This is a genomic window from Brevibacterium sp. LE-L (assembly GCF_050214925.1).
In the GTDB taxonomy this organism is placed as follows: Bacteria; Actinomycetota; Actinomycetes; order Actinomycetales; family Brevibacteriaceae; genus Brevibacterium.
In genome coordinates, this window is the sequence record NZ_CP189759.1 from 3212339 (window position 1) to 3228836 (window position 16498).

Consider the following 16498-nt stretch of genomic DNA (forward strand, 5'->3'; position numbering starts at 1 on the left):
AGCTGGGAAGACGATTACCAGCGGTAGTGGGCGAAGGCCTTGTTGGACTCGGCCATCTTGTGAACGTCCTCGCGGCGCTTGACTGCTGCACCGAGGCCGTTGGCGGCATCGAGGATCTCGTTCATGAGTCGTTCGGTCATGGTCTTCTCACGGCGCTGACGGGCGTAGCCCACCAGCCAACGCAGAGCCAGGGTGGTCGAACGAGTCGGGCGAACATCGACCGGCACCTGGTAGGTCGCTCCGCCGACGCGGCGGGAACGGACCTCGAGGGACGGACGGATGTTGTCGAGAGCCTTCTTCAGATTGACAACGGGATCGTTGCCGTTCTTCTCGCGGGTGCCCTCGAGGGCACCGTAGACGATGCGCTCTGCGGTCGAACGCTTGCCGTCGAGCAGGATCTTGTTGATCAGCTGCGTGACGAGCGGTGAGCTGAAGACCGGGTCAACGACGATCGGTCGCTTGGGTGCAGGACCTTTACGTGGCATTACTTCTTCTCCCTCTTCGCACCGTACTTGCTGCGAGCCTGCTGACGGCCCTTGACGCCCTGGGTGTCGAGCGAACCGCGAACGATCCGGTAGCGCACACCGGGCAGATCCTTGACGCGGCCACCGCGCACGAGCACGATCGAGTGCTCCTGCAGGTTGTGTCCCTCGCCGGGGATGTAGGCGGTCACTTCGATCTGGCTCGAAAGCTTGACACGAGCGACCTTGCGAAGAGCCGAGTTCGGCTTCTTGGGGGTAGTGGTGTACACACGGGTGCACACTCCACGACGCTGCGGGCTGCCCTTGAGGGCAGGAGCGTCAGATCCTGCTGAATTGACATGCCGTCCCTTGCGGACGAGCTGCTGGATTGTCGGCACTAAGCGTTCTCCATTTGCTTCTCGATAGACCTAATTCCCAACACCGGCCATGACCGCAGTCATGTCTGTGAACCGTGGGACATATCCGACTGCACACCGGGTGAAGCTTGGCTCCCGATGCCAGTAACCACGCGAGTCACCGACCCCTGCGCTCGGGTGTGTCGCAAGGACGCTGCGGCGCAGGTTCGACGTCTCGGCGGCCTGCATCGACGAATTCTCACAAGGGATCCGAAACTCACAGAAGACTCGGCAGGAGCGTTCGACAACGCAGATAACACAATCAGTCGCTTACCAGAATATCCCGCACTTCGGTATCTGGTCAAAATCACGGTCGTCCACGGTACCCTGCAAACTCGCGGAAATCAGCGAGGCACGCCTGTGACCTCGACTCCCGGCCCTGCGGACACCCGGGTTCGACGCGACGGCGTCCACCGACATCCGCGCCGTGAATGGGGCACGGATGGGCCGGACCGCCTCGGCGAGGGGTTTTCATCGTTTCCTTGACTCATTCAAAAGAAGCGTGCATTCTGGTGGTGTGAACGGGACGAATCAAGAACACGTCGACGAGGCTGGCGCCGCTCTGCGGCAGACGTCTCTGCGCGTGACGAAACAGCGGGTCGCGGTGCTCGAAGCCGTGCGGGATCATCCGCATGCTGACACCGACACCGTCATCCGCTCAGTGCGCGAGTCGCTGCCTGCGGTCTCCCACCAGGCCGTGTACGACTCGCTCCACACCCTCACCGAGGTCGGGCTCGTCCGCTGCATCCAGCCATCCGGCTCGGTTGCTCGGTACGAACGGCGGATCGGAGACAATCACCACCACTTGGTGTGCCGGTCATGCAATCTCATCGTCGATGTCGACTGCACGATCGGTCAGGCACCGTGCCTGACGCCCTCCCACGATGCCGGCTTCCTCATCGAACAGGCCGAAGTCACCTTCTGGGGCCTGTGTCCCGACTGCGCGGACTCCGGTGCCGAGAGGCCCGAGGTCGGCCGTCGTTCCGCCGTGTGAGTCCACGCTCCGTTCATTTCCATCCGTCTTCTTCCGAGGACACCCCTATGCCCTCTTTCCGAGGTCAGCCCTTATCTTCAACGGAGTCGCCGAAGTCGACTCGACTGTGAAAGGAATACGATGACCCAGACGACCACAGGCGGCTGCCCGGTCGCCCACACCTCCACGGAGCCGGCAACGGCGCCGGATTCCCGACAGCTGGTCAACCCCGTCCAGGGCGACGCCAATGCGCAGTGGTGGCCCAATCGCCTCAACCTCAAGATCCTCGCCAAGGGCCAGCCGGCACGCGACCCCATGGACCCCGACTTCGACTACGCGGCCGAGTTCAACAGCCTCGACTACTTCGCGCTCAAAGCCGATATCGAAGCACTGCAGAAGAACAACCAGGACTGGTGGTCCGCGGACTTCGGCAACTACGGTCCGTTCATGGTCCGTATGGCCTGGCACTCGGCCGGAACCTATCGCGTCCAGGACGGTCGCGGCGGCGGAGGCGAAGGCCAGCAGCGATTCGCTCCCCTGAACTCCTGGCCCGACAATGTCCTGCTCGACAAGGCGCGCCGTCTGCTGTGGCCGGTCAAGAAGAAGTACGGCAAGAAGATCTCCTGGGCCGACCTGTTCATCCTCGCCGGGAACGTCGCCCTCGAGCAGATGGGCTTCGAGCCCTTCGGATTCGCCGGCGGCCGCGCCGATGTGTGGGAGCCGGACAATGACGTGTACTGGGGCTCGGAGTCCGAATGGCTGGGCACCGACAAGCGCTATGTGGGCAACGGAGAGCTGCAGAAGCCTCTGGCCGCGACCACCATGGGCCTCATCTACGTCAACCCCGAGGGCCCCGAGGGCGAGCCGGATCCGCTGAAGTCGGCGCTCGAGATCCGTGAGACCTTCGCACGGATGGCGATGAACGACGAAGAGACCGTCGCCCTCATCGCCGGCGGCCACACCTTCGGCAAGACCCACGGTGCGGCGCCCGAATCCCACAAGGGCACCGACCCCGAGGCGGCTCCGCTCGAGGAGCAGGGCCTGGGCTGGCGCAGCGACTACGGAACCGGTCAGGGCAACGACACCGTCGGCAGCGGCATCGAGGTCACCTGGACCTACCACCCGACCCGTTGGGACAACGAGTTCTTCCACATCCTCTTCGCCTACGAGTGGGAAGTCTTCGAGAACGAAGGCGGACATCTCCAGTGGCGTCCCATCGACGGCGGCGGCGACGATATGGTGCCGATGGCACAGGGCACCGGCCGCCGTGAGCCCCGCATGCTCACGACCGACCTGGCCCTGCGCTACGATCCCATCTACGGGGAGATCTCCCGCCGGTTCAAGGACGATCAGAAGGCCTTCCAAGATGCCTTCGCCCGCGCCTGGTTCAAGCTCACTCACCGTGACATGGGACCGGCCACCCGCTACCTCGGCCCCGAGGTTCCCACCGAGGAGCTCATCTGGCAGGATCCGATTCCCGCCGGCACCTCGCTCGACGCCGCCGGCCTGGAGGCCGTGAAGGCCGCCGTCCGCGACTCGGGTCTCACGGTGTCCCAGCTGGTGTCGACCACGTGGGCGGCGGCGTCCTCCCACCGGGTCTCGGATATGCGCGGCGGAATCAACGGCGGACGTCTCCGCCTCGAACCGCAGCGCAGCTGGGAGGCCAACGAGCCGACCAAGCTCGCGCAGGTTCTGCCAGTCCTCGAGGAGATCGCCGAGTCGACCGGTGCGTCGTTCGCCGATGTGCTGGCCATCGCCGGTGCCGTCGGAGTCGAGACAGCTGCGAAGGCGGCCGGCCATGAGGTCACCGTGCCGGTCTCGACCGGTCGCGGGGATGCCACACAGGAGCAGACGGATGTGGATTCCTTCGGCTTCCTCGAGCCCACCCATGACGGGTTCCGCAATCATCTGACCGCGGATCTTCCGCTCCGGGCGGAGTACCTGCTGCTCGACAAGGCCAGCCTGCTCGGGCTCACCCCGCCGGAGCTGACCGTGCTCATCGGCGGTCTGCGCGTCCTCGGAGCGAACTTCGAGGACTCCGATCTCGGAGTGTTCACCGACCGACCGGGCGAGTTGACGAACGATTTCTTCGTCAACCTCCTCGAGCTCGGCAACGTGTGGAAGCCGGTCGGCGACTCCGAAACCGCCGAGTTCTACGAGTGCTTCTCCCCTGCCGGTGAGAAGCTGTGGACCGGCAGCCGCGTCGATCTGCTCTTCGGTGCGAACTCCGAGCTGCGCGCCATCGCGGAGGTCTACGGATCCGACGATGCCGGCGCGAAGTTCGTCGCCGACTTCGTCAAGGCCTGGACCAAGGTCGTCGAAGCCGATCGCTACGATCTGCACCGCTGAGATGATCATCGACTCCGCCGAGGCGACTCCGCAGTGAAGCTGTGACTCGACCGGTCTGCTGCTGAGTCGGTCCACGGCTCTTCGAGTCTGCGACTGAGTCGGCCCCGCAACGACGATGCCCCCACCGGAGTCGGTGGGGGCATCGTCGTGTCATCATTCGTTCCTGTTGAGGTCGGCGAGGCCGATGGCACTCTCGGCCTCGGGACTGCAGTCCGCCCAGGCCGGCCCTGTGTTCGGGCTGTGCGATCCACCCGGGTCAGGCGTCCGTCTCAACAGCCCCGTTCATGGGGTCGGCAGCCGCAGTTCGAAGGCCGTGCCCTCTCCCGTGCTCGTCATCGAAATGCTGCCGTGCATGAGCTCGACGAGCCCAGACGCGATGGCCAGGCCCAGGCCCGAGGAACCGCCCTTCGCCCCGTCCTGACGAGTCCTCGACGGGTCGCCGCGGACGAACCGGTCGAAGACCCGGTCCCGGATCTCCGGGGGTATGCCCGGACCGTCGTCGCTGATGCGGACCACCACGACATCGCGGGGCAGCTGACCGGCAACCGGTTTGCGCTGCGCTGAGGCTTCGACACGCACTCGAGTCCCCGGAGGCGTGTGCACACACGCATTGGTGAGCACGATCGACACGACGCGTCGGACCTGATCGACAGCGCCACGGACTTCGAGGACCTCGGGCGGCACATCGAGGACGATGGCATGGTCGGGGTTGACCACATGCGCGTCCTCGACGAGTTCGATGAGCAGGGCGGACACATCGACGGGGTCCTTGCGCGTCGGCTGCCGACCGGCCTCGAGACGGGCGAGCAGAAGAAGGTCGTCGACCAGGACCGACATCCGCATCGCCCCGGAATCGATCCGGCCCAAGGAGGTGGCTACCTCGGCGGGAAGCTCCTCACGGTATGGGCGGGTGAGGTCGGCCCACCCACGGATCGTCGCGATCGGGGTACGCAGCTCATGGGAGGCGTCAGCGACGAACCGGCGCATCTGCTCCGTGCCCCGATACCGTTCTTCCAGGGCGGAGCCGACATGGTCGAGCATCCGGTTGACCGAGGCCCCGACATCACCGACTTCGGTGCCGGGGACGGCGAGTTCGCTCGGCACTCTCAGCGCGAGCTCGGGCTTGCCGGCCCCCAGTTCGAGGTCGGTGACCTCCCGTGCGGTGCGGGCGACGTCGCGGAGGTCACGCAGCTGACGATGAATGATCACTGCCATGAGCGCGGCAGTGGTGAGTACGCCGATGAGGACGACGAACGCGGTTGTCCAGGCTGTGCGGTCGAGTGCCTCGTCGACACTGCCCTGCGGCACACCGTAGACGGTGGTGGTGTCGCCGTCGGCGAAGGCGACCACCCGGTAGGAGCCGAACCCCGGCACGCGCACGGACTCATGGGCGGCCTCGTCGCCGGGTTCGATCTCGAGAAGGGCAGTGATCGCCTCAGCAGACAGCGGTCGCGGTCGGGTCAGCCCCGCCTCGGCGATCAGACCTTCTCCCCCGCTGCCGGAATCAACGACGACGAGCGCACCGTCTCCCACGCCCGGCTGGAAGAGATAGCGCAGCGCCGAATCGACGGCCGCGGACGATCCGCCGTCCGTGCCGGTGCCAGAGCCCGGTCCTGCGGCCGCATCTCGGCCCGAACCAGGACCGTCCGCCGAGCGCGCATGCGAGGTCATCGACGTCAGCTGTGCGTCGAGGTCCGCCATGAGGGAGCTGCGCACACTCAGCCAGGAGGCGGCGCCGATCCCGGCTCCGACGAGCATGAGGACGAGTCCGGCGAGGACGATCAGCCGCGTCTGCAGCCGCCACCGGCGCAGTCTCATGATTCGGCTCGCATGATGTAGCCGGCTCCGCGTTTGGTGTGGAAGAGGTTCTCCAGATCCGGGAACGGAGCGTCGATCTTCTTCCTCAGGTAGGAGACGTAGAGTTCGACGATATTGCCGTTGCCGCCGAAGTCGTAGTCCCATACGCGGTCGAGGATCTGCGCTTTGGACAGCACGACTCGCGGATTGCGCATGAACAGCAGCAGCACCTCGTATTCGCGGGCCGTCAGCTCGATCGGGTGACCGGCGCGGGTGACCTCGTGCGAGCGTTCGTCGAGTTCGAGGTCCCCCACCCGCAGCACGTCGTCCTCGTCGCCCGGACCGTTCGTCACGCTGCGGCGGAGACGGGCCTCGATCCGGGCGATGACCTCGTCGAGGTTGAACGGCTTCGTCACATAGTCATCCCCGCCGAGGCGGAGCCCCGTGAGTCGGTCATCGACCTCATCGCGGGCGGAGAGGAACACCACCGGGGTTTCGATCCCCTCCCCGCGGAGCTTCTCGATCACAGCGAACCCGTCGAGGTCGGGCAGCATCACGTCGAGGACGATCGCATCGAAATGCTCACTGCGCGCCAGCGCCACCGCTTCCCGTCCGGTGCCGACGCCTGTGGCCTGCCAACCCCGAACATGGCAGGCCATGACGAGCAGTTCGGTGAGGTTCGCTTCGTCGTCGACGAGGAGAATGCGTGCCGGAGCCGCCGCTGTCGATGTCATAGGTCGATTATCCCCCTCATTCCGCGCTGAGATCGCAGAGGAGACGGAGCCGGGGCCCTGTGCGTCGGAGAAGCCGGCACGAAGACTGGTCCTGAGCAGCCGGCTGCAAGAACAGGAGATGATTTCACGTCTGATTCCCCGTTTCGCCGCCGGGCGCCGGTCTCGTATCTCATAGCCTCCACCTTCGCGGCACCACATGGGCCCCGGATTGGTCGCTGCTGTGGTCCCGCTGTGGACTCATCCGCTCAGCAGACCGACCTGTCCCCTGCTTCGAGTCCCGCTACACTGGAGAGCATGGCCGATGATGACTCCCCTCCTCCTCAACGCCGCGTTCGCGCCTCCGACAAGGACCGTGATGATACGCTCTCGGTGATCACCGAGGCGGTCACGAACGGGCGGCTGGACCCGGAGGAGACTGCGGAGCGCCAAGACGATGCGATCGCCGCGAAGTTCGTCGACGAACTCATGCCGCTCCTCGACGACCTGCCCGAGGGCGAACAGCTCCACCGCCGTTTCGCCCGCCAGACCGGCCACGGCTCGGCCACCGGTTCCTCGGTCCCGGGTTCGGCCCTCCAACGGCGCGGGCCCTCCGAACTCTCGCCCACCGCCGAACCGGGCTCGGCCCGACCGATGAGCTCTGTGGCCATCATGTCCGGTCGTGAGATCGACGTCCCACCCGGCACCGCGGAGGTCACCACCTACGCCCTCATGGGCGGGGACAACATCGACCTGTGCGCTGTCATGGGGCCCGGAGTGACGGTCGAAGTGGTCTCCTATGCGATGTGGGCCGGCAACGACATCTATGTCCCGCCGGGCGTACGCGTCCGAGACGAGACGATCAACATCATGGCGGGCAACGAGGTCCGCCAGTCCGCGCGGGGCGACGGGTCGAACGGCACCGTCATCCTCAAAGGCTTCTCTCTCATGGCCGGACACGATGTCCGGCTCGCCAAAGGCTATCGAACAAAGGATCAGGGTCAGCTGGAATGAAGATCGGTGTACTCACCTCGGGCGGCGACTGCCCGGGACTCAACGCTGTCGTCCGCGGCATCGTCCGCAAGGGCATGCGCACCCATGGGGCGTCTTTCGTCGGCATCCGCGACGGATGGCGCGGACTGCTCGAGGACGACATGTTCGATATGACCATGCTCGATGTGCGCGGCCTGTCCGGTCGGGGCGGAACCATCCTCGGCACCTCCCGCACCCATCCCTATGAGGACGGCGGGCCGGAGCGGATGCGCGAAGTCATGGCCGCCCACGGCATCGATTCGCTCATCGCCATCGGCGGCGAAGGCACATTGGCCGGGGCGTCGCGCCTGGTCAACGAGGAAGGTCTTCACATCGTCGGGGTCCCGAAGACCATCGACAACGACCTTGGCAGCACGGACTACACCTTCGGCTTCGACACCGCCCAATCCATCGCCACCGAGGCGATCGACCGGCTGCGCACCACCGCCGAATCGCACCACCGCTGCATGGTCATCGAGGTCATGGGCCGAAACGTCGGCTGGATCGCACTGCACGCGGGCATGGCCGCCGGAGCGCACGCGATCCTCATGCCCGAGTTCCCCGTCTCCTTCGATCAGATCGCCGACTGGGTGACTTCGGCGAAGGAGCGCGGGCGCGCTCCCATCGTCGTCGTCGCCGAAGGCTTCATCCCCGAGGGTTTCGACACCCAGGTCGCCGATCAGGGGCTGGACAACAAGGGTCGAGTCCGCCTCGGCGGGATTGCGAACTATCTGGCACCGAAGATCGAAGAGATCACCGGAATCGAATCCCGGGCCACGATCCTCGGGCACCTGCAACGAGGCGGCTCCCCCACTGCCTACGATCGTGTGCTCTCCACCCGGCTGGGAATGGCGGCTGCCGACCTCGCTCAGCACGGTCATTGGGGCAAGATGGCCAGCCTCAAGGGCACCGATATCGTCTCCGTGGAGATGTCATCGGCGGTGCACAGTCTCAAGTCCGTGCCTCTGCACCGGTGGGAGGAAGCGCAGGTGCTCTTCGGCTGAGCACCCAACGGGCTCAGGACCAGGCAGACACAGAAGAGGGGCACTCACCGCATGGTGAGTGCCCCTCCTCTGTGTCAGCTCTGTCGGGCACGAGGCCCGGGCCGCGCCCGCTGTGTGCGGTGCGCGCCCGGCCCGGCCCGGCTCAGCCGTTGAGACTCAGCTGAACGCGCCGTAGTCGTAGTCCTCCAGCGGGATGGCGGAACCGGATTCGGATCCGATGCCCGCGTAGAAGTCCCCGTAGCTGTTGGTGAACATCTCGGCCTTGGCCTCTTCGGTCGGCTCCACCACAAGGTTGCGGTGCTTCTGCAGGCCGGTGCCCGCAGGGATGAGCTTACCGAGGATGACGTTCTCCTTGAGACCCATGAGCGTATCGGACTTGCCTTCCATGGCCGCCTCGGTGAGGACGCGGGTCGTCTCCTGGAAGGATGCGGCCGACAGCCACGATTCGGTGGCCAGCGACGCCTTCGTGATGCCCATCAGCTCGTCACGAGCCGATGCGGGCTGTCCGCCTTCGGCGACGACACGACGGTTCTCCGCCTGGTAGCGGCCGCGGTCGACGAGCTCGCCGGGCAGCAGGTTCGTGTCGCCCGACTCGATGACGGTCACGCGACGCAGCATCTGCCGCACGATGACCTCGATGTGCTTGTCGTGGATGCCCACGCCCTGCGAACGGTAGACCTTCTGGACTTCCTCGACGAGGAAACGCTCGGCCTCACGACGACCGCGGATGCGCAGCACCTGCTTCGGATCGACCGCACCGACGATGAGCTGCTCACCGGCCTTGACGTGCTGACCATCCTCGACGAGGAGGCGGGCGCGCTTGGACACGGCATGCTCGATCTCCTCGCTGCCGTCATCGGGGGTGATGATGACGAAGCGGGTCTTGCGGCTGTCGTCGACCTTCGCCCGACCGGTCGCCTCGGCGATGGGGGCGAAGCCCTTCGGTGTGCGAGCTTCGAAGAGCTCGGTCACACGCGGCAGACCCTGGGTGATATCACCCGAGGAGGCCGCCGCACCACCGGTGTGGAACGTACGCATCGTCAGCTGGGTTCCCGGCTCACCGATCGACTGGGCAGCGACGGTGCCGATGGCCTCGCCGATGTCGACGAGCTTGCCGGTCGCCATCGAGCGACCGTAGTGCTCGGCGGAGATCTGTGTATCGGAGTCCGCGGTCAGCACCGAATGGACCTTGAGCTCCTCGATGCCGGCCGCCACGAGGGCGTCGACAGTGGCGGCGGTGACATCGGACTTCGCCGGGACGATGACATTGCCATCGGCGTCGGTGACGTCGTTGACGGTGAGTCGACCGTAGACGCTGGTCTCCGCGAATTCGTGCGGGACGAGGTTGCCCTCGTGATCGCGTTCGGCAACCGGCAGGGTGATGCCCTTGTTCGAGTCGGCTTCCGCGGTGCGCACGATGACGTCCTGCGACACGTCGACGAGACGACGGGTCAGGTAACCGGAGTCAGCAGTACGCAGAGCCGTGTCGGCCAGACCCTTACGAGCACCGTGCGAGGCGATGAAGTACTCGAGCACTGCCAGGCCCTCGCGATAGTTCGACACGATCGGACGCGGGATGATCTCACCCTTCGGGTTCGTCACCAGACCACGCATACCGGCCAGCTGACGCACCTGCATCCAGTTACCGGATGCTCCGGACTCGACCAGACGCAGCACCGAGTTCTCCTCAGGGAAGTTCGTGCGCATGACCTGGTCGACCTTCTCGGTCGTCTCGGTCCACAGCTTGACGAGCTCGTTGCGGCGCTCGTCGTCGGTGAGCGCACCGAGTTCGTACTGCTGCTGAACCTTCGTGTCGATGGCCTCGGCCTCGTTGAGGATCTCCGTCTTCGCCTCGGGCGAGACGACGTCGGACATCGCGATGGTGATGCCCGAACGGGTGGCCCAGTAGAAGCCGCCGGCCTTAAAGTTGTCCAGCGTGTGGGCGACCTCGACCTTCGGGTACTCCTCGGCGAGGTGGTTGACGATCCGGCTCAGCGCTTTCTTGTCGATCGTCGAGTTGACGAACGAGTAGTCGGCGGGCAGGTACTCATTGAACTGTGCCCGACCCAGAGTCGTCTGCACGTCCAGCGGATCCCCGGCCTCCCAGCCTTCGGGCACCTCGATGTCCGCACCGGGAACCACGTCCTCCAGGCGGATGGTGATCGGCGAACCGAGGTCGAGCTCCCCACGGTCGAATGCCATGATGGCTTCGCCCATACCGGAGAACGAACGTCCCTCGCCGGCCAGTCCCTTGCGCTCGGAGGTGAGGTGGAACAGACCGATGATCATATCCTGCGAAGGCATCGTCACGGGCTTGCCGTCCGAAGGCTTGAGGATGTTGTTGGCCGAGAGCATGAGGACGCGGGCCTCGGCCTGCGCCTCGGGGCTCAGCGGCAGGTGCACAGCCATCTGGTCACCATCGAAGTCAGCGTTGAACGCCGAGCACACGAGCGGGTGCAGCTGGATCGCCTTACCCTCGATGAGCTGGGGTTCGAACGCCTGGATGCCCAGACGGTGCAGAGTCGGTGCGCGGTTGAGCAGCACAGGATGTTCGGTGATGACCTCTTCGAGGACGTCCCACACCTGCGGGTGCTGGCGCTCGACCATGCGCTTGGCCGACTTGATGTTCTGTGCATGGTTGAGATCGACCAGGCGCTTCATCACGAACGGTTTGAACAGTTCGAGAGCCATGGTCTTGGGCAGACCGCACTGGTGCAGGTGCAGCTGCGGGCCGACGACGATGACCGAACGGCCCGAGTAGTCCACACGCTTACCGAGCAGGTTCTGACGGAAACGTCCCTGCTTGCCCTTGAGCATGTCCGACAGCGACTTCAGCGGGCGGTTGCCCGGACCGGTCACCGGACGTCCGCGACGCCCGTTGTCGAACAGCGAGTCCACAGCTTCCTGCAGCATCCGCTTCTCGTTGTTGACGATGATCTCGGGAGCACCGAGGTCGAGCAGACGCTTGAGACGGTTGTTGCGGTTGATGACACGACGGTAGAGGTCGTTGAGGTCCGAGGTGGCGAACCGGCCGCCGTCGAGCTGCACCATCGGGCGCAGTTCCGGAGGGATCACCGGAACGACGTCGAGGACCATGCCCTCGGGGTTGTTGTCGGTGGTCAGGAACGCGTTGACGACCTTGAGGCGCTTGAGCGCACGGGTCTTGCGCTGCCCCTTGCCGGTGGCGATGAGCTCACGCAGCTTCTCGGCTTCGGACTCGAGGTCGAAGTCGATGAGGCGCTTCTGGATCGCCTCGGCGCCCATGGCTCCGGTGAAGTAGAGCCCGAAACGGTGGAACATCTCGCGGTACAGGCTCTCGTCGCCTTCGAGGTCGTTGACCTTGAGGTTCTTGAAACGGTCCCACACCTGCTCGATACGGTCGACCTCGCGGTCGGCGTTCTTGCGCAGCTTGTCCATTTCCTTCTCGGCGGTGTCGCGCAGCTTCTTCTTGGCCTGGGCTGTGCCGCCGTCGGCCTCGAGTGCGGCGAGATCCTCTTCGAGCTTCTTGGCACGACGATCGATGTCGGCGTCACGGCGGGTGCCGATCTGCTGCTTCTCGACGTCGATCTTGTTCTGCAGGCTGGGCAGATCACGGTGACGGGAGTCCTCGTCGACGGAGGTGATCATGTAGGCCGCGAAGTAGATGACCTTCTCCAGGTCTTTCGGGGCCAGATCCAGCAGGTATCCCAGACGGGAGGGCACACCCTTGAAGTACCAGATATGGGTCACGGCAGCGGCGAGCTCGATGTGGCCCATGCGCTCACGACGCACCTTGGCACGGGTCACCTCGACGCCGCAGCGTTCGCAGATGATGCCCTTGAAGCGGACGCGCTTGTACTTTCCGCAGGCGCACTCCCAGTCGCGGGTCGGCCCGAAGATCTTCTCGCAGAAGAGTCCGTCCTTCTCCGGCTTCAGGGTGCGGTAGTTGATGGTCTCAGGCTTTTTCACCTCACCGTGTGACCAGCCGCGGATATTCTCTGCGGTGGCAAGACCGATGCGCAGTTCATCAAAGAAATTGACGTCAGGCACGTAAATCCTCTTTCCTGGCGATGAACGAATCGTTCACCAAAAAGTTGTGTCGGTTGAAGTGAAAGTCCTCAGACTTCTTCTACGGTCTGTGCTTCGCGGCGCGAGAGGTCGATGCCGAGTTCCTCGGCGGCACGGTAGACCTCGTCCTCCGATTCGCCCATCTCGACATGTCCGCCGTCGGAAGAGAGAACTTCGACGTTGAGGCACAGGGACTGCATCTCCTTGATGAGGACCTTGAACGACTCGGGAATTCCCGGGTCGGGCAGGTTCTCACCCTTGACGATGGCTTCGTAGACCTTCACACGGCCCGGGATGTCATCGGACTTGATCGTCAGAAGCTCCTGCAGCGTGTAGGCGGCGCCATAGGCCTCGAGGGCCCAGACTTCCATCTCACCGAAGCGCTGACCACCGAACTGCGCCTTACCACCGAGCGGCTGCTGGGTGATCATCGAGTACGGTCCGGTCGAACGCGCGTGGATCTTGTCGTCGACGAGGTGGTGGAGCTTGAGCATGTACATGTAGCCGACCGAGATCGGGTACGGGAACGGCTCGCCGGAGCGTCCGTCGAACAGCTGTGCCTTGCCCGAGGAATCGATGAGGCGGTCCCCATCGCGGTTCGGGGTGGTCGAATCCAGCAGTCCGCGCAGCTCCTGCTCGTGTGCACCGTCGAAGACGGGGGTGGCCAGGTTCGTGCCGGCCTCAGCCTCGCGGGCCGCTTCCGGCAGTTCGGCTGCCCACTCGGGGTTGCCTTCGATCTTCCAACCCTGCTTCGAGATCCATCCGAGGTGGACTTCGAAGACCTGCCCGATGTTCATACGACGGGGAACACCGTGCGGGTTGAGGATGACGTCGACGGGAGTGCCGTCGGCGAGGAACGGCATGTCCTCGACCGGCAGGATCGTCGAGATGACGCCCTTGTTGCCGTGACGGCCGGCCATCTTGTCACCGATGGTGATCTTGCGGCGCTGAGCCACGTAGACGCGGACCATCTGGTTGACACCGGGCGAGAGCTCGTCGTCATCCTCACGGTCGAAGACGCGGACTCCGATGACGGTGCCGATCTCACCGTGCGGAACGCGCAGCGAGGTGTCGCGGACCTCACGGGACTTCTCACCGAAGATCGCGCGCAGCAGGCGCTCTTCGGGAGTCAGCTCGGTCTCACCCTTCGGGGTGACCTTGCCGACGAGGATGTCACCGTCGGTGACCTCGGCGCCGATGCGGATGATGCCGCGATCGTCGAGGTCGGCCAGCGCATCGGGCGAGATGTTCGGGATGTCCCGGGTGATCTCTTCGGCGCCGAGCTTGGTGTCGCGGGCGTCGACCTCGTGCTCCTCGATGTGGATCGAGGACAGCACATCGTCCTGGACGAGGCGCTGGGAGAGGATGATCGCATCCTCGTAGTTGTAGCCTTCCCAGGACATGAACGCGACGAGGAGGTTCTTGCCCAGAGCCATCTCACCGTTCTCGGTGGACGGGCCGTCGGCGAGGACGGTGCCGGCTTCGACACGATCGCCTTCGTCGACGAGGATGCGCTGGTTGTACGAGGTGCCGTGGTTCGAACGCTTGAACTTCGACGCTTTGTAGGTCAGCTGGGTTCCGTCGTCGGCGAGGACCGTGACGAAGTCGGCCGAGACCTCGGTGATGACACCGGGCTTCTCGGCGGTGATGACGTCACCGGCGTCGACGGCGGCACGGTATTCCATGCCGGTGCCCACGACGGGCGATTCGGCCATCACCAGCGGCACGGCCTGACGCTGCATGTTCGCACCCATGAGGGCACGGTTGGCATCGTCGTGCTCGAGGAACGGGATCAGGGCCGACGCCACGGACACCATCTGGCGTGCGGAGACGTCCATGAAGTCGATCTGGTCGTCCTGGACCAGCTCGGCCTCACCGCCGCCGCCCTTCGGACGGGCCAGGACCTCGACCTCGGCGAAGCGCTGGTCTTCGGTCAGCGGCGCGTTGGCCTGAGCGATGTTGAAGTCGAGTTCGTCATCGGCGGTCAGGTACTGCGTCTCATCGGTCACGACACCGTCGACGACCTTGCGGTACGGGGTCTCGATGAAGCCGAACGGGTTGATGCGGGCATAGGAGGCCAGAGAACCGATCAGGCCGATGTTCGGGCCTTCCGGGGTCTCGATCGGGCACATGCGGCCGTAGTGCGAGGGGTGCACGTCACGGACTTCCATCGCGGCGCGGTCACGAGAGAGGCCACCAGGTCCCAGCGCGGAGAGACGACGCTTATGGGTCAGACCCGCCAGCGGGTTGTTCTGATCCATGAACTGGCTCAGCTGCGAGGTGCCGAAGAACTCCTTGATCGCAGCCACCACGGGGCGGATGTTGATCAGGGTCTGCGGGGTGATCGCCTCGACGTCCTGGGTGGTCATGCGCTCACGCACGACACGCTCCATACGCGACAGACCGGTGCGGATCTGGTTCTCGATGAGCTCCCCGACGGCGCGGATGCGGCGGTTGCCGAAGTGGTCGATGTCATCGAGCTTGACGCTCAGCTCGACCTCTTCGCCGTCGCGGGTGCCCTTGGAGGTCTCCACTCCGGCGTGCAGCGACACGAGGTAGCGGATGGTGGCCACGATGTCGTCGGTCGAGAGGACCGAGTCCGACAGCGGAGCCTCGACGCCGAGCTTGCGGTTGACCTTATAACGGCCGACCTTGGCCAGGTCGTAGCGCTTCGGGTTGAAGTAGAGGTTGTTGAGCAGGTTGCGGGCGGCCTCAGCCGTCGCGGGCTCGGCCGGGCGCAGCTTCTTGTAGATGTCGAGCAGCGCTTCGTCCTGCGTGTTGACGGTGTCCTTGGCCATCGTCTCGCGGATGGACTCGAACTCGCCGAACTCTTCGAGGATCTTCGCCTCGGTCCAGCCGAGAGCCTTGAGCAGAACGGTCACGGACTGCTTGCGCTTGCGGTCGAGACGCACACCGACCTGGTCGCGCTTGTCGACCTCGAACTCCAGCCATGCGCCACGGGAGGGGATGATCTTCGCGGTGAAGATGTCCTTGTCCGTGGTCTTGTCGACGCTGGATTCGAAGTAGGCGCCGGGCGACCGGACGAGCTGGGAGACGACGACGCGTTCGGTGCCGTTGACGATGAACGTGCCCTTGTCGGTCATGAGGGGGAAGTCGCCCATGAACACGGTCTGGCTCTTGATCTCGCCCGTGTTGTTGTTCATGAACTCGGCGGTGACGTACAGCGGCGCCGAGTAGGTCATGTCGCGTTCCTTGCACTCATCGATCGAGTACTTGGGAGCCTCGAACCGGTGCTCGCGGAACGACAGCGACATGGATCCGCCGAAGTCTTCGATCGGCGAGATCTCTTCGAAGATGTCCTCGAGTCCCGAGGTGGTTGCGACGGAGTCGTCTCCGATCTCGATGGCTTCGGCGACGCGGTCCTGCCACGCCTCCGATCCGATCAGCCAGTCGAAGCTGTCCGTCTGCAGACCGAGCAGATCGGGAACCTCGAGAGGTTCGCGAATCTTCGCGAAGGAAATTCTCTGGGGGGGATTAGCGGTCCTGGTGTTGTCGTTGGCGGCGGCCAATTGGTTCCTTCCGAGTGCTTCACCATCTGATACCTCGTCTGCCCACTCGACTTCCCTTCGGCAATTTCCGGGTGTGTCAGATTTCGACTCCCGGCACCGACGTGGTTCACTTGAGTGGAAATGACGTGCCCACCGCTATATGAAGGCACACCACAGGCAGAACGATGCAAATATCAACC

The 16498-nt window shown here is 64.7% G+C and carries 10 protein-coding genes; 4 read left to right on the top strand and 6 right to left on the bottom strand.

The annotated features are described in order from the left end of the window. Window positions 1-14 precede the first annotated feature (14 nt). Complete coding sequence (gene rpsG, locus ACQE2J_RS14620; protein WP_426936524.1) at window positions 15-485, bottom strand: 30S ribosomal protein S7; 471 nt, start codon at window positions 483-485, stop codon at window positions 15-17. Continuing rightward, window positions 485-859 carry a 30S ribosomal protein S12 gene (rpsL, locus tag ACQE2J_RS14625; protein ID WP_092015674.1) on the bottom strand — a complete coding sequence of 125 codons (375 nt, stop codon included), beginning with the start codon at window positions 857-859 and terminating at the stop codon, window positions 485-487. Before rpsL ends, rpsG begins: the two co-directional genes overlap by 1 nt. A gap of 535 nt (window positions 860-1394) precedes the next feature. Here rpsL and ACQE2J_RS14630 point away from each other — a divergent pair. Beyond that, window positions 1395-1871 (top strand): Fur family transcriptional regulator, encoded by a 477-nt coding sequence (locus ACQE2J_RS14630; protein ID WP_425120275.1) that lies wholly within the window; start codon window positions 1395-1397, stop codon window positions 1869-1871. Between the two features lie 120 nt (window positions 1872-1991). Beyond that, window positions 1992-4199 carry a catalase/peroxidase HPI gene (gene katG, locus ACQE2J_RS14635; protein WP_425120274.1) on the top strand — a complete coding sequence of 736 codons (2208 nt, stop codon included), beginning with the start codon at window positions 1992-1994 and terminating at the stop codon, window positions 4197-4199. A gap of 282 nt (window positions 4200-4481) precedes the next feature. Here katG and ACQE2J_RS14640 read toward each other — a convergent pair whose 3' ends face one another. Both ACQE2J_RS14640 and ACQE2J_RS14645 read right to left on the bottom strand, forming a co-directional pair. Continuing rightward, window positions 4482-6017 carry a sensor histidine kinase gene (locus ACQE2J_RS14640; protein ID WP_135537134.1) on the bottom strand — a complete coding sequence of 512 codons (1536 nt, stop codon included), beginning with the start codon at window positions 6015-6017 and terminating at the stop codon, window positions 4482-4484. Beyond that, a complete protein-coding gene (locus ACQE2J_RS14645) occupies window positions 6014-6730 on the bottom strand; it encodes a response regulator transcription factor (RefSeq protein WP_135537135.1) in 717 nt (238 codons plus the stop codon). Before ACQE2J_RS14645 ends, ACQE2J_RS14640 begins: the two co-directional genes overlap by 4 nt. A 294-nt stretch (window positions 6731-7024) precedes the next feature. Here ACQE2J_RS14645 and ACQE2J_RS14650 point away from each other — a divergent pair, with 294 nt between their 5' ends. Together ACQE2J_RS14650 and ACQE2J_RS14655 are read left to right on the top strand one after the other, a co-directional pair. Continuing rightward, window positions 7025-7720, top strand: coding sequence for a DUF1707 SHOCT-like domain-containing protein (locus tag ACQE2J_RS14650; protein WP_135537136.1), 696 nt, complete (start codon window positions 7025-7027; stop codon window positions 7718-7720). Then, window positions 7717-8742: an ATP-dependent 6-phosphofructokinase gene (locus tag ACQE2J_RS14655; RefSeq protein ID WP_135537137.1), complete on the top strand. Its 1026-nt coding sequence runs from the start codon at window positions 7717-7719 to the stop codon at window positions 8740-8742. Before ACQE2J_RS14650 ends, ACQE2J_RS14655 begins: the two co-directional genes overlap by 4 nt. A 156-nt stretch (window positions 8743-8898) precedes the next feature. Here the strand turns inward: ACQE2J_RS14655 and ACQE2J_RS14660 are convergent, their stop codons facing one another. Together ACQE2J_RS14660 and rpoB are read right to left on the bottom strand one after the other, a co-directional pair. Next, the gene (locus ACQE2J_RS14660) at window positions 8899-12771 is read right to left on the bottom strand and encodes a DNA-directed RNA polymerase subunit beta' (RefSeq protein WP_135537138.1); all 3873 of its coding nucleotides are present in this window, start codon (window positions 12769-12771) and stop codon (window positions 8899-8901) included. Between the two features lie 68 nt (window positions 12772-12839). Next, window positions 12840-16319 (bottom strand): DNA-directed RNA polymerase subunit beta, encoded by a 3480-nt coding sequence (rpoB, locus tag ACQE2J_RS14665; protein ID WP_135537139.1) that lies wholly within the window; start codon window positions 16317-16319, stop codon window positions 12840-12842. Window positions 16320-16498: the final 179 nt, after the last annotated feature.

Bases quoted from the DNA above. Each gene is read 5' to 3' on its own strand.
- katG (WP_425120274.1), top strand. From the start codon at position 1,992: ATGACCCAGACGACCACAGGCGGCTGCCCGGTCGCCCACACCTCCACG.
- ACQE2J_RS14650 (WP_135537136.1), top strand. From the start codon at position 7,025: ATGGCCGATGATGACTCCCCTCCTCCTCAACGCCGCGTTCGCGCCTCC.
- ACQE2J_RS14645 (WP_135537135.1), bottom strand. From the start codon at position 6,730: ATGACATCGACAGCGGCGGCTCCGGCACGCATTCTCCTCGTCGACGAC.
- ACQE2J_RS14655 (WP_135537137.1), top strand. From the start codon at position 7,717: ATGAAGATCGGTGTACTCACCTCGGGCGGCGACTGCCCGGGACTCAAC.
- ACQE2J_RS14640 (WP_135537134.1), bottom strand. From the start codon at position 6,017: ATGAGACTGCGCCGGTGGCGGCTGCAGACGCGGCTGATCGTCCTCGCC.
- rpsG (WP_426936524.1), bottom strand. From the start codon at position 485: ATGCCACGTAAAGGTCCTGCACCCAAGCGACCGATCGTCGTTGACCCG.